The organism is Variovorax sp. MSC1_012 (assembly GCF_023667525.1).
GTDB classification, from domain to species: domain Bacteria; phylum Pseudomonadota; class Gammaproteobacteria; order Burkholderiales; family Burkholderiaceae_C; genus Variovorax; species Variovorax beijingensis_B.
Genome location: NZ_JAMOZJ020000002.1, coordinates 875,459 through 889,316 on the forward strand (window position 1 = coordinate 875,459; position 13,858 = coordinate 889,316).

Genomic DNA, 13,858 nt, shown 5'->3' on the forward strand with positions numbered 1-13,858 from the left:
TCTCTCCAACAGCGACTTGGGAGCGAGCCGCAATTGATCAAGTTCCCGATTGGCGTCTCGTGGGGGAGAAGAATGCGCAGCCTGCGGGTGGAGATCGCGCTCGGATTCGGCGTCGTCATTGTGCTGATGCTCGCATTGGGCGCGTCCTTCTATCTCAGCGAACAGCGTTCCGCGGCCGCCATCGACAAGCTGCTCAGCAGCGACAACCGGATGGCGGACCTGAGCCTGCGCAGTTCGCTGGCGATGTACAAGGCCCGCGACGCCGAGAACGAACTCCTTCTGTCCGCGGACCGGCTCGGCGTGGCGCAGGCGAGCGAGCGCTCCCTGCCGGCCATGCAGAACCATTTGCTGGACATGCGGGAGTACCTTGCCAGCCTTCGGATCCTCTCGACCGATCCGAAATTCAGGGAGCAGGTCGACCGGATCGAGGCCCAGACCCGGCAGTACGAAGACGGATTCCTCGCGTTCTTCGCGCGGCATGGCAAGGAAGGCCTTCCGGAATCGGCCGATGCGCTGCGCCAAGGCTACCTGGCCACGGCCGTGGCGATCGAGTCCTCGGTGGAGGCGCTGCACACCGAGGCGACCAAGCGCGCGCTCCAGACGCGCAGCGATGTCGAGCGCGCGGCGAAGTTCTCGCGCGGGGCGGTCATCGCGCTGGTCGCCCTGGCCATCCTGCTGAGCGTGGCGGCCGCGACGGTCGTCTCGCGGCGCATCACGGGCTCCATCGCCCGGCTCGTCGCCTTTTCCGGGCGCGTCGCCGCGGGGGATTTCAGTGCCAGGACGCCGCAGGGCCGCGCGGATGAATTCGGCATCCTTGCGAACGCCATGAACCAGATGGCCGAGTCGATCGAGAATTCCAATGCGCTGCTGGAGAGCAGCGCCGACACCCTGAAGCACCAGGCCACGCACGATCCGCTGACCGGGCTGCCGAACCGCGCACTGCTGGAAGATCGGCTCAGGCAGGCCATCTCGTATGCCGATCGCTACGGCCGGCTGATGACGGTGGTGTTCATCAACCTGGACGGCTTCAAGCGGATCAACGACAGCCTGGGCCGCAAGGCCGGCGACGAATTGCTGAAGGTCATGGCCGAACGCATGCGCCAATGCCTGCGCAGCGTGGACACGGTGGTGCGAACGGGCGGCGACGAATTCGTGATCATTCTGTACGACCAGCCCGGGGACGGGACCGAGGTCGCGCCGGCGCTGCAACGGCTGCTCGATACCATTGCGCAGCCCGTCCAGCTCGATGGCCAGGAGGGGGTCCAGGTCACGGGCAGCCTGGGCGTGGCCACCTATCCTGCGGACGGTGCCGATGCCGACGCCCTGCTCATGAACGCCGATGCCGCGATGTCCCGCGCCAAGGCTTCGGGGCGCAACAACTTCAAGTTCTATGCGGCCGAGATGAGCGGCGCGATCCGCGACGAGCTCGCGCTGCGCGACGGCCTGCGCCATGCCATCGCGCGCAGCGAGTTCCACCTCCTGTACCAGCCGCAGGTGGACATGGGGTCGGGCGAGGTGACAGGCGCGGAGGCCCTGATCCGTTGGCAGCATCCCGAGCGCGGCCTCATATCTCCGGTGGAATTCATTCCCCTGGCCGAGGAGACCGGCCTGATCGTTCCCATCGGCGAATGGGTGCTGCGAACCGCCTGCTTCCAGAACAAGGCCTGGCAGGACGCGGGCCTGCCGGCCTTCAGCATTTCGGTCAACGTGTCGGCGCGGCAGTTCCGGGAACGGACCCTGATCGAGCAGGTCGCACAGGCGCTCGAAGACAGCGGGCTCGAAGCCCGGTTCCTCGAACTGGAGCTGACCGAGAGCATGGTCATGGAAGACCTCGAGAAAGCCCTGCAGGCGATGAGGGCCCTGCAGGCGATGGGCGTGCAGTTTTCCATCGACGATTTCGGCACCGGCTATTCGAGCCTGAGCGCGCTCAAGCGCTTTCCCATCGCCAGGCTCAAGATCGATCGCGCCTTCGTGCGCGACATTCCCGGCGACGAAGACGACAAGACCATCGCCAAGGCCATCATTTCGCTGGGGCACGAGCTCAACCTCAAGGTCATCGCAGAAGGCGTCGAGACCGAGCAGCAGCTGGACTTCCTGCGCGCCCACGGGTGCGACGAGATGCAGGGCTATCTCTTCAGCCGGCCCGTGCCGCCCGCCGAGCTTGCGGTCCTGGTCAAGGCACGCTCGGGCATGGCGGCAGCAGCCGGCCCGTCCGATGCGCGCCCGAAGCGGATGGCGGTACGCTGAGCCTTCACACGCCGAACTGGCGCGAGGCAGCGGTGTCCCGGGCAAGCGCGATCGCGTCGGCACCCGCTGGATAGCGGAGCGTCGCGGCGGGATCGCCCGCGGCGCGCCATACGGCCTCGGCCACGTCCGGTCCGGTGGTCACTGCGGCCGGGCTCCCCCCAGCACCACGAAGATGCGGCGAATCGGAGCGCTGTTGAACGGCACTTGCGCCATGGCATCTACCCTCTCAAACCAAGTGCGCGTAGCCAAGCATCCACCTGACCGAAGGCATCTCGCTGCCACTGCTCCGGGCTGCGTTCACCGAGCACATTGGTTTCCTCAACGAAGCGACGCACACAGGTCGGCCCGAAACCATCAACGGTATCAAACTTGCCTGCAATGAATCCGTAGCCCGCCGCGCCACTGGCGTGGTCGAGCAGCGGCCGGCACTGCTCGGCCAGCGCGTCCGGACCTCCGGGATAGTTCCGGACACAGTAGTAGATGTCGTACGCGTCTTTCTGTTTGTAGCGCCCTTCGATCGCATGCCCCTTCATGGCCAGGAGAGCAGGAATGGAACAAACCGCGATCTCGACGCGGTTCGTGCCGCCGCCAGGCATCGAACCGGTGATCGCCACCAGTTGATAGAAACGAATAGCCAGATCGGCACCGTCCGCTCTCTGCACCGCGAAGTCGCTGATCAGCGGCGGCAGGTTCTTGGCGATCTCGGCGTTGCGCGGCATCAGGAAATCGACAACGACGTCGATCGAAGCACCACCATCTTCCGTCGCGATCTGGCGCACGAGTTGAAAACGCCGAAGGTCACGGCGCTGCTGGTAGCCGTGCCCCTGCAGCGCCTCCACCAGCATGGCGTATTCGCCGTCACCCAAAGCCTCTGCATCCAGGCCGAGATCCACATCGAGCGTGCCGACATGCGGCATGTCCTCATTGCCAAGCAGCAACCACGGGACGGCGCCGCCGACGATGGCGAACTTGCCCTTGAAGCTTCCGAGGATCTGGCCGATTTCGATCAGCACCGTTTTGACGGCCGCCGTCGTGCGGTCATCGTAGTCGGCTGCGGACTGCGGCTCGCCTGGAGTCATTGCTGCCATTTCAACCTTTCTTGTCGCAGATGGTCGGCCGCCTCCCGCCCCCGCTCCCCAGCCGCGGCGAGATCCAGGTAGGTCTGGACAGGACTGGTGCAGGTGACGCCAGGTGCTGATTCCACCATATCGTGGAATACACCGAGGTCCTTGAGCAAAGTCACCCTCACGTTCTCGCCTTTCGAGGTGGACGACAGCTTCAGGCTCGACTTCAGTTGTTCAAGACCAGCGCCGTCTGCATAGAAGTACTGCGTCCCGGTTCGGCCATACGGCGCGAGCCAGTGCGCGGCCGAGAAGGACGCCAATGCCACGAGCCCCGTCTCAGGATCCGAGCTCATCGCTTGCCGTGCGGCCTCCTCGAACGAACTGCCATGCAATGTCGTGTAGAAACTCATACGCTGGCCAACTGGTGGTTCATAGGCGTCGCGCCATTCATCCAAAAGCGCGTCGGGCTCGGACAGGTACAGACCTTTCTCGGAAACTCGCGCCCACTCGCGGTCCAGCAAGCCAACCCGCACATTGCTTACATGCCCGAGGCTGACATTCGCGGACTTCGAAAGCTCCGTGACACGCCACGCTCGCTGCGGATCGCGAAGCATCACTCTCAGCACCTGTGCCGACTTCGGCTTGAACAGCGACCTGAGTTCACGTCGCTCCGCAACAGGTTTGCTTGCGACCTGGCGCTCGATGAAAACGCTGCCGAAGGCCAACCTCGCGTTGCCTTCGAGATCGAGGTAGCCCACTTCCTGCTTGCGGCACAGCGCCTGGGCTGCAGGCGACAAATAGGGAGCGATGAAAACGGGGACGGCATCCTTTGCTTGATGCGCAACGTATTCGCGTAGCTGCAGCAGCGCCAGCCGGACGTGGCGCGGCTGGCCACTGGACTTCACTTCGCAGACCAACTCCTGTCGCCTGCCATATACCTCGATGTGCGCCACGATATCGATCCCATGATCGGGTGTCAGGGTCTCGTGCTCGATGTCCAAAAGCTGGATCGCAGGCACTTGCGCCAGGAGCAGGCGAAGAGCACCCGCAGCGGAGTGCCCCACATTCTTCATCAAATCACTGGTTTTCAGCATATGGTGAAATTACCATGCTTGGTGAAATTATCAAAGAAGTTTCACCAAAATGTCAATTTCAACGAATGCTGAAGATACCTCAAACACTGAAAACACAACCCTCCCAGAATGCGAAGATGCCCTCCAACCGGATCGAGGTGGCCGACGTCCGAGACACCCGTTGAGCGTGGCCCGAACCGCCGATCACCCCGCCTCGCGGCCAGTGCATGCGCCGCATGGGGCATGCCGGCTTGGAGCACGACGCGGAAACCTCAGTCGACCTCGGCCAGTGCGCGGGGTGTCGGCGTTGCGCGGTGCCGCGCGGCCAGCCCCAGCAGCACCTTGCGCGCCGGGTCAGCCGACAGCCGGTTGGCCAGCACGCAGCCCGCGGAACCCGCGCCGACGATGATCGTGTCGTACATCAAGGAAGGGCTACAGCGCCGGATGCCGCCGGTGCCAGTCGGTCGCCTGCTGGAAGGCCCAGCCGGCGCGCACCAGCAACTCTTCCTCGAAGTGGCGCGCGACGAACTGGAACGCGACCGGCGTGCCCGCATCGGTGAAGCCGCCGGGCAGCGTGATCGTCGGGCTGCCGCTCATGTCGAGCGGACAGGTGTAGCGCAGCATCGCGGACATCAGTTCGGCGTCCTCGCCGAAGCTTCGCATGCGTTCGAGCGTGGGCGAGGCGACGCCCTGCGAGGGCATCAGCAGCAGGTCGATGCCCTCGAACATCTCGCGCACCCTGCCGCTGAAGGCATGGCGGCGGAGCACGATCTTCTGGTAGTCGATGCCGCTCTGTGCACGGCCCAGGTCGAGCAGGCCCGACAGTGCCGGGCCGTACATCTGCTTGCGTGCAGGATAGGTCGCCTCGTGCACCACGGCCGCCTCGATGCCGCACAGCGGGAACCAGTCGGCGATGACCTGCGCCGGGTCGGGGAACGTCACATGGCGCACTTCGGCGCCGAGTTCGCGCACGGCCGCGAGCGCGCCTTCCATCACCTTCGCGGTGGCCGCATCGACGCCCTCCCCGTTCCAGCGCGCGTCGATGCCCACGCGCAGGCCGCGCAAGCCGCGCTCCATGCCCGCAAGGTAATTGGGCACGGCCGCGAGGCTCGCGGTCGGGTCTTTCGGATCGGCCCCCGCGATGGCGCCGAGCATCGCACCCGCATCGGCCGCGCTGCGCGTCATCGGGCCGATGTGGTCGAGCGTGGCGGCCAGCTCGAAGGCGCCATGGCGGCTCACGCGGCCCCAGGTCGGCTTCAGGCCGGTGAGGCCGTTGGCGGAGGAAGGAAAGCGGATCGAGCCGCCCGTGTCGGTGCCGAGCGAGCCGTAGCAGAGCCCCGCGGCGGTCGCCACGCCCGAGCCGCTCGACGAGGCGCCCGACCAGTGCGCCGCGTTCCACGGATTGGCCGGCGGCGTGACAGTGGGGTGGTGGTCGGCATAGGCGCTCTCGGTGAGCTGCAGCTTGCCGAGAATCACGGCACCGGCTTCGCGCAGCTTGCGCACGGCCGTGCCGTCCTCGGTGGGCATGAAGTCGCGGTAGAGCGTCATGCCGGCGGCGGTCGCCACGCCCTTTGTCCAGCACAGGTCCTTCACCGCCACCGGCACGCCGTGCAGCGGTCCGCGGATCTCGCGCCGGGCGATCTCGGCCTCGGCGCGGCGCGCGTCGGCCAGCGCCTGTTCGGCCATCACGATCACATAGCTCTTGAGCGCGCCGTCGACCTTTTCGATGCGCGCGAGCTGCGCTTGCGTGACCTCGACCGGCGAGAGCTCCTTGCGCTGGATGCGTCGGCCGACGTCGATCAGCTCGAGGTAATGCAGTTCGTTGCTCATCCGTGGACTCCTGTGTATTGGCTCATGATTTCGAAATCGCCGAGGTGTTCGCGCGGGATCTCGCCGCCGATCTGGCCGCGCTTGATGACCAGCACGCGCTGCGACACGGCCGCGATGAATTCGAGGTTCTGCTCCACCAGCACGATCGTGAGCTTCATGCGGTCGCGCAGCGCGGCCAGCGTCTCGGCGATCTCCTCGATGATCGAAGGCTGGATGCCTTCGGTCGGCTCGTCGAGCAAGAGCAGCGTGGGCTTGCCGGCCAGCGCCCGCGCCAGCGCCAGCAGCTGCTGCTCGCCGCCCGAGAGCGAACCGCCTGGCCGCTCGAGCAGCGGTTTCAGCCGCGGAAAGTCTTCCAGCAGCGCCTCGATGGTGTCCAGGGTGCGCTCGCCGGTCTTCACCAGGCCCATGCGCAGGTTGTCCATCGCGCTGAGCGCCGGAAAGATCTCGCGCCCCTGCGGCACATAGGCCATGCCCAGGCGCGCCCGCGCGTGCGGTGCATGGCGCGTGATGTCGGCGCCGTCGAGGCGCACCATGCCGGCAGTGGCGCGCAGCGCGCCGACCAGCGTGCGCAGCAGCGTGGTCTTGCCCATGCCGTTGTGGCCCAGGATGCCCACCGACTCGCCCCGGGCGATGGTGAGCGACACATCGTGCAGCACCGGGATGGCGCCGTAGCCGGCATGGAGACCCCTGACTTCGAGCATGCGCGCCTTCCGGGTTCAGTGCGGCTTCTTGCCGAGGTAGATCTGCTGGATCAACGGGTCGCTCATGATGCGGTCCGGCGTGTCCTCCTTGATCACGGCGCCCTGGTGCAGCACCGTCACCTTCTTGGCGATCATGCGGATGAAGTTCATGTCGTGCTCCACCACCACCAGCGCATGCTGGCGGTTGATCTCCAGGATGAGCTCGGCCGTGCGCGCCACCTCGGCGTCGCTCATGCCGGCGGCCGGCTCGTCGAGCAGGATCAGCGGCGGATCGGCCGCGATCACCACGCCGATCTCCACCCACTGCCGCATGCCGTGCGCCAGAAGGCCCGCCGTGACGTCGCGGTAAGCGTGCATGCCCACGCGCTCGAGCGTCTCGCGCGTGATGCGGTCGGCCTGCGCGGTGCTGTTCAGGCGCCGTGCCGAGAGCCACACGTTCTCCCACACGCTCAGGCCGTTGAACAGGCTCGGCACCTGGGTCTTGATGCCGATGCCCAGGCGCCCCGGGTCGTGCGGCTGCATCTTCGAGATGTCCTGGCCGCGGAACAGGATCTGGCCCGAGGTCGGCTTGACCTGGCCGGTCAGCAGCTTGAAGAAGGTGCTCTTGCCGGCGCCGTTGGGGCCGATCACGCAGCGCAGCTCGGCCTCGGCCAGGGTGAAGTTGACGTCGCGCGTGGCATGCACGCCGCCGAAGCGCACGTTGAGGTTGCGCGTCTCGATCAGGGGCGTGCTCATGGCGCCGTCTCCGTCGCGGCCGCCACGGGTACGACCACTTTCGGCGCGTGGGCCGGCGCCTTGCGCCAGCGCCGCCACGCCATGTCGATCAGGTCGCCGAGGGTCGGCACGATGCCGCGCGGCACCAGCAGCACGAAGACCACCAGGATGCCGCCGAGCACCAGGTTCGCATTGAAGGCCTGCTGCGTGCCGATCTGCGAGCTGAGCCACTGGATCGCGACGCAGCCGACGATCGGCCCGACCAGCGTGCCCAGGCCGCCGACGATGACCCAGATGATGATCTGCGCCGACTGGGCAAGGCCGAAGATGGTCGGGCTCGTGAACGCGCCCCAGTTCGCGAACAGGCAGCCCGCGAGGCCCGCGATCGCGCCGCCCAGCGTGAAGCACAGGAGCTTGTAGGCGCGCGCGTCGTAGCCCAGCAGCAGCACGCGCTGCTCGTTCTCCTTGGCCGCCACGATCACGCGGCCGATCTTCGAGGCGATCAGCACGCGCAGCCCCAGGTACACCAGCAGCAGGCAGGTGAAGGTGACGTAGAACAGGTCCTTCGGCGTCAGCACCTCGTCCTGCTGACCGGGCCAGTTGAGCGTCGGTATCGCCGGGATGCCGTTGAAGCCGCCCAGCGGCGCGCTGCCGATGCGCCACTCGGGCCCGGCGGTGGAGTTGACCAGGTTGAACAGGATCAGCGTGACGGTGAGCGTGATCACGCCCATGTACACGTCCGACAGCCGGCCGTAGAAGATCACGTAGCCCAGCAGCGCGGCGAACAGCGCGGGCACCACGATCGCGAGCACGAAGGGCACGGTGCTGTCGCCCATGTTCATCACCGCGATCGCGTAGGTGTACGAGCCCAGGCCGAAGAAGGCCGCCTGGCCGAAGCACAGGATGCCGCCGAAGCCCCAGATGAAGGCCAGGCTCACGCCGAGGATCGACATCACGGCGTAGATCGTGACCTCGATCAGCGTGTAGTCGTCCATCACGCCGGGCAGGCCGAAGAGCAGCGCGATGCCCACGGCCAGGCTGAGTGCCGCGCTGGCCCAGGACTTGGCAAAACGGTTCACAGGGACCCCTTGAAGAAACGTCCGGTGATGCCCTGCGGCAGCAGCCGCAGCATCACGATGGCCGCGACGAGCAGCGCCACCTCGCCGAGCACCGGCGTGGTCACGAAGGTCGCGAGCTGGTTGATGGCACCGAACAGGCCGGAGGCGCCAAGCAGGCCCGCGAGGATGGCCGGACCGCCGCCGATCACGGTGATGAAGGCCTTGGCCACGAAGGCCGCGCCCATGGTCGGCACCACGCCGGTCAGCGGCGCGAGCAGCCCGCCGGCGAGGCCGGAGAGCGCGGCGCCGACCGCGAAGGTGACCGAGTACACGCGGCTGGGGCTGATGCCCAGCGCGTTGGCCATGTCGGGCTTCTGCATGGTGCCGCGCGCGATGAGGCCGAGCTGCGTGCGCGTGAGCACGAAGCGGATCGCGAGCGCGAGCGCCACGGCCACCGCGATGATCACCAGCGTGTAGCCGCTGACCGAATAGGCGCCGACCGAGAAGCTGCCGAGCGGCGCCGAGACGCCGGCGGTGGTGTTGCCCGCCACCGAGGTGACGATGCCCACCAGCAGCAGCGACAGCCCCCAGGTGGCCAGCATGGTGTCGACCATGCGCCCATAGAGGCGCCGGATGACCAGCCGCTCCAGCACCACGCCGACGATGCCCACCGCGATGGGCGCGACGATGAAGATCGCGATCCACAGGTTGATGCCGAGGCTGAGCGCCGCGATGACGGCATAGGCGCCGAGCATCATGAACTCGCCGTGCGCGAGGTTGATGACCTTCATCATCCCGAAGATGACGGCCAGCCCGGCCGAGACGATGACCAGGCTCGCCACCGCGTAGAGCACCTGGATGAGGACGACGAACGCGAGATCCATGCCGGCGCCCTGCCCTCAGGCCTTGATCACGTACTGCTGGTTGTCCTTCGGATTCTTCACGAGGTTGCACACCGCGCTGGTGTCCACCGGCGGCTGCTGCTGGAAGGTCTCGACGATGTTGAGCTGCTTGTTGCGCACCTCCGCGATGCTCACGTTCAGCACGCAGTGGTGGGTGGCCGCGTCGAGCGTGACCTTGCCGCTCGGGCCGTCGATGGCGATGCCGGTCTCCAGCGCCGCGATCATCTTCTCGCGGTCCAGCGAGCCGGCCTTCTTCACGCCCTCGGCCCAGAGCTTGAAGCCCTGGTAGGTGCCCATCGCGAGCTCGGTGATGTTGGGATAGTCCGCGCCGAAGCGCTTGTAGAAGCGCTCCTTGAAGGCCTTGTTCTGCGGCGTGTCGAGGTTCTGGAAGTAGTTGTACGAAATGAGGAAGCCGTCGGTCTCGGCCGGCGACAGCACGATGTGCTCGTTGCCGCCCGCGAAGGTGGTGGACGCGAGCGGGATCTTCCTGGTCAGGCCCGCGGCCGCCCACTGGCGGTAGAACGAGATGTGCGCACCGCCGACCAGCGCCGAGACGATCATGTCGGGCTTGGCCGCCTCGATCTTCGAGATGGTCGGGCCGAAATTGGTCACGTCGAGCGGGAAGAAGTCGATGGAGGCCACCGAGCCGCCGTTGTCCTGCACGAACTTCTTCACCCACTGCGAGGTGATCTGGCCGTAGTTGTAGTCGGCCGCCACCACGTAGACCTTCTTGCCCCATTTCTTCATCGCATAGGGGATGAGCTTGGCGACGGTCTGCCCGGGCGTGACGCCGGTGCAGAAGGTGTTGCGGTCGCACACGCCGCCCTCGTACTGCGTGTTGTAGAAGTACAGCGTCTTGTTGCGCGTGAGCACCGGCCGGATCACCTCGCGCGAGGCCGAGGTGATGCCGCCCATCACCACCGTCGACTTGTCCTTGAGCGCCGACTGCTGCGCGAACTGCGCATAGAGCTGCATGTTCGACTGCGGGTCGTAGGTGGCCAGCTTGAGCTTCTTGCCCAAGAGGCCACCGGCCGCGTTCTGCTCCTCGACCGCGAGCGCCATGCAGTCGGCCATCGGCTTGCCGTAGATGTCCAGCCCGCCCGACATGTCGATGATGCTGCCGACGACGATTTCGTCGGCCGCCATGGCGGCCATCGGGAACAGCGGCACCGCGGTGCCGGCCAGCGCGGCGGCCGACGACTGGATGAAGGAACGACGATCCATGGAACTAACTCCTCGATGTTCGGCGGGCGCGGCCGCCGCTGTGTTTTTGAGAAAGGCAGGAACGGAAAGAAAGCGGTCGAAAGCCTCAGATGGCTTTCCAGTCGCCGGCCTGCTCGAAGGCATAGGCAGCGCGGTAGATGGTGGCTTCGTCGTAGTGGCGGCCGGTGAGCATCATCCCGACCGGCAGGCCGTCGACGAGCCCGCAGGGCACGCTCATCGACGGGTGGCCCGTGACGTCGAAGGGACAGGTGTTGGGCAATACCTCGAAGGCGCGCGCGACCACTTCCTCGATGCTCGCGCCGGGCGGCGGCAGCGGCGTGGCCGTGATCGGCAGCGTGGGCATCAGCAGCAGGTCGAAGTCGGCCAGCGCGCTGTCGTAGGCCGCGGTCAGCTGGCGCGCGAGGTTCTGCGCCTTGGCGTAGTAGTGGCCGCGGTAGTGCTTGATGAAGTACTCGCCCAGCACCATCGTGAGCTTGAGCGTTTCCGAGAGTTCGTCGGCGCGCTGCTTCCAGCCGGCATGGAAGTCGACCATGCTCGTGACGTAGAGGCCCTTCCAGTTGAAGCCGTGGCCGTTGTCCTTCATCATCTGCTGGGTCGCGCCCTCGGCGGCGATCGGCAGCCAGATCGCCGGGCCGACCGCGTGCATCGGCACCGACACCTCGCTGACGATGGCGCCCAGTTTCGTGAACACCTCGGCCGCCTTGCGCACCTTGGCGCCGACGGCGGCATCCGACTGGGGCCAGCCGAAGCCCTCCTTGACGATGCCGATGCGCAGGCCGCGAACGCCCTCCTTCATGAGTTCGCTGTAGGGCTTGGCGGTCTGGCCCGCATGCTGGCGCGGATCGAGCCCGTCGGGGCCGGCGAGCACCTCGAGCATCAGCGCGTTGTCGGTGACGTTGGCCGTCATCGGGCCCGTGTGGTCGAGGGTGAGCTCGATCGGCATCACGCCGGTGTAGGGCACCAGGCCATGCGTGGCCTTCATGCCGTAGATGCCGCAGTAGGACGCCGGCATGCGGATGGAGCCGCCCTGGTCGCCACCGATGGCCAAGTCCACCTCGCCCGCCGCCACCAGCGCCGCGCTGCCCGACGAGGAGCCGCCGGCCGAGTAGCCCATGCGGTGCGGGTTGTGCACCGGGCCCGAGGCGCTGGTGTGCGAGCCGCCCGAGAAGCAGAAGTATTCGCAGACCGACTTGCCCACCACCGTGGCGCCGGCATCGAGCAGCCGGGTGACGACCGTGGCGTCGACGTTCGGCACATAGCCTTCGAGCGTGGAGGCGCCGTTCATCATCGGCACGCCGGCAAGGCAGACGTTGTCCTTCAGCACCACCGTCTTGCCGGCGAGCTTGCCTTCCGGCTTGCCCTTGATCGTGGTCTTGACGTACCAGGCGCCGTACTTGTTCTCTTCGCCCAGCGGGCGGTAGCCGGGGGTGCGCGCGTAGCTCACCACGGGCAGGTAGTCGGGCATCGCGTCGACCGCGTCGTAGGCGTCGAAGTTGGGCTGCAGCAGCGCGTTGTAGCTGCTCGCCTGCGCTTCGGACAGGTGGATGCCCAGGCTCAGCGCGACGTCTTGCAGCTGGTCCAGGGTGGGACGCTTGATGGCCATGAACGACTCCGTGTTTCGGGTGGAAGGGCTCGCCTGCTGCCCATCGGGCAGGGGCGCGGCACGGAGGGATTCTGGAATCTGATATTTTCCAAGTCAAGCATTTTATTTTCTTTGGAAAATAAAATGCGCCGTCCCGCCATTCACAGCCGTGTGATCACGCGGAACGCATTGCCCTCGGCGCGGGCCAGGTAGATGGGGGTGTGGGTGATGCCGTCGGCGCCGTAGGCCGCGTCGCGTGCGCTGCGGTAGCGCAGCGGCGACGCGCCCAGCCCCTCGTGGCCGGCCGCCGGGCGCCGCTGGCGCTCGAGCAGCGCCGCCAGGAAGTGCATGCCTTCATAGGTCGACTGGCCGAAGGTGTTGAGCGTGGGCGCGCGCTCGCCGAAATGCGAGCGGTAGCGCTCCTTGAAAGCCAGGTTGGCCTCGGTGTCGAGCGTGGCGAAGTAGCCGCAGGCGACGTAGAGGTCCTCGGCGTTGTCGGCGCCGATGCCCAGCAGCTCGTTCTCGCCGATCGCGCACGACAGCCTGAACATTGCGCGCGACAGGCCGGCGGCGCCGAAGGCGCGGTTGAACTCGATCGCGTCCTGCCCGACCAGCGACAGCACGACCGCGTCGGCGCGGCCCCGGCGCAGCGCGTCGAGTGCCTCGGAAAAGTCGGTGGTGCCGAAGGGCACGTACATCTCGCCGACCAGTTCGCCGCCGGCCTCGGCGATGTAGCCGCGCGCCATGCGGTGCGACACGTGCGGCCACACGTAGTCGTTGCCGATGGCGAACCAGCGCCGCGGGCGCTTGCGCGCGCCGAGCCAGCGGATGGCCGGCCCGAGCTGGCGCGCCGTCGTCTCGCCGATGGCGAAGACGCCCGGCGTCGACTCCCCGCCTTCGTAGAGCGGGGTGTAGACGAACGGGATCTCCCCGCCCACGGCCCGCAGGATGCGCTGGCGCACGGCGCTGGTGTGCATGCCGATGATGGCGTCGATGTCGCCCGCCTGCACCAGCTCGATCAGCGTGGCTTCGATGTCGGGCGCATCGTCCGCGGCGTTGACGGTCAGGAGCCGGCAGCCGCGCCCGCCGATGCCCGCCTCGCGGTTGAGCTCGGCGACGGCCAGCTTGGCCGACGACATCGCGGACGGCCCCCAGATGCCGGCCGTGCCGCCCAGCGGCACGCACAGCGCGATCTGCAGTTCCTGCCGCGCGAGCGCCGGCCGCTCGGCCCGTGCGAACGGCGTGCGCGAGCGCGGCAGGCGCCGCGGCGCGCCGTCCGGCGCGAAGACGGGCGGGCGAGGCATGACCGATCCAGGGGATGAAAACATCGGGAGCTCCCGGGCAACGCACCAAGACGGCAACAGGGGCAGACGCTATCGCAAAAATCGCGCCAATACTTTCCTGGGAAAAGGATCGTTGCTAAACTGGCGGCTTCCAACCACGCGACAAAGACCGTTGCCTCG

Annotated in this window: 13 protein-coding genes; 1 reads left to right on the forward strand and 12 read right to left on the reverse strand. The window is 67.0% G+C overall.

The features are described 5' to 3' along the window. Positions 1-72 precede the first annotated feature (72 nt). Positions 73-2,247: an EAL domain-containing protein gene (locus L1081_RS29610; RefSeq protein WP_489417053.1), complete on the forward strand. Its 2,175-nt coding sequence runs from the start codon at positions 73-75 to the stop codon at positions 2,245-2,247. Between the two features lie 4 nt (positions 2,248-2,251). On the opposite strand, the gene L1081_RS29615 is transcribed toward L1081_RS29610, so the two are convergent. The 12 genes from L1081_RS29615 to L1081_RS29670 form a co-directional block, all read right to left on the reverse strand. After that, complete coding sequence (locus L1081_RS29615) at positions 2,252-2,389, reverse strand: hypothetical protein (RefSeq protein ID WP_489417054.1); 138 nt, start codon at positions 2,387-2,389, stop codon at positions 2,252-2,254. 76 nt (positions 2,390-2,465) lie between these two features. Then, on the reverse strand, positions 2,466-3,335 hold the full coding sequence (locus L1081_RS29620; protein WP_489417055.1) for a hypothetical protein: 870 nt from the start codon (positions 3,333-3,335) through the stop codon (positions 2,466-2,468). After that, on the reverse strand, positions 3,323-4,405 hold the full coding sequence (locus tag L1081_RS29625) for a type IV toxin-antitoxin system AbiEi family antitoxin (protein ID WP_489417056.1): 1,083 nt from the start codon (positions 4,403-4,405) through the stop codon (positions 3,323-3,325). The genes L1081_RS29620 and L1081_RS29625 overlap by 13 nt, the downstream gene beginning before the upstream one ends. A gap of 251 nt (positions 4,406-4,656) precedes the next feature. Then, positions 4,657-4,806 carry a hypothetical protein gene (locus tag L1081_RS29630; protein ID WP_489418025.1) on the reverse strand — a complete coding sequence of 50 codons (150 nt, stop codon included), beginning with the start codon at positions 4,804-4,806 and terminating at the stop codon, positions 4,657-4,659. A 10-nt stretch (positions 4,807-4,816) separates the two neighbouring features. Next, positions 4,817-6,214, reverse strand: coding sequence for an amidase family protein (locus L1081_RS29635; protein ID WP_489417057.1), 1,398 nt, complete (start codon positions 6,212-6,214; stop codon positions 4,817-4,819). Then, entirely contained in the window at positions 6,211-6,915 is a 705-nt protein-coding gene (locus L1081_RS29640; protein WP_489417058.1) for an ATP-binding cassette domain-containing protein, read from the reverse strand. Before L1081_RS29640 ends, L1081_RS29635 begins: the two co-directional genes overlap by 4 nt. A gap of 15 nt (positions 6,916-6,930) precedes the next feature. Continuing rightward, entirely contained in the window at positions 6,931-7,650 is a 720-nt protein-coding gene (locus tag L1081_RS29645) for an ATP-binding cassette domain-containing protein (protein ID WP_489417059.1), read from the reverse strand. Continuing rightward, on the reverse strand, positions 7,647-8,708 hold the full coding sequence (locus tag L1081_RS29650) for an ABC transporter permease subunit (protein WP_489417060.1): 1,062 nt from the start codon (positions 8,706-8,708) through the stop codon (positions 7,647-7,649). The genes L1081_RS29645 and L1081_RS29650 overlap by 4 nt, the downstream gene beginning before the upstream one ends. Continuing rightward, a complete protein-coding gene (locus L1081_RS29655) occupies positions 8,705-9,571 on the reverse strand; it encodes an ABC transporter permease subunit (protein WP_489417061.1) in 867 nt (288 codons plus the stop codon). The genes L1081_RS29650 and L1081_RS29655 overlap by 4 nt, the downstream gene beginning before the upstream one ends. A gap of 15 nt (positions 9,572-9,586) precedes the next feature. Next, positions 9,587-10,813, reverse strand: coding sequence for an ABC transporter substrate-binding protein (locus tag L1081_RS29660; protein WP_489417062.1), 1,227 nt, complete (start codon positions 10,811-10,813; stop codon positions 9,587-9,589). Positions 10,814-10,898: 85 nt separating this feature from the next. Next, positions 10,899-12,416 carry an amidase gene (locus tag L1081_RS29665; RefSeq protein WP_489417063.1) on the reverse strand — a complete coding sequence of 506 codons (1,518 nt, stop codon included), beginning with the start codon at positions 12,414-12,416 and terminating at the stop codon, positions 10,899-10,901. A 140-nt stretch (positions 12,417-12,556) separates the two neighbouring features. Then, a complete protein-coding gene (locus tag L1081_RS29670) occupies positions 12,557-13,699 on the reverse strand; it encodes an ABC transporter substrate-binding protein (protein ID WP_489417064.1) in 1,143 nt (380 codons plus the stop codon). Positions 13,700-13,858: the final 159 nt, after the last annotated feature.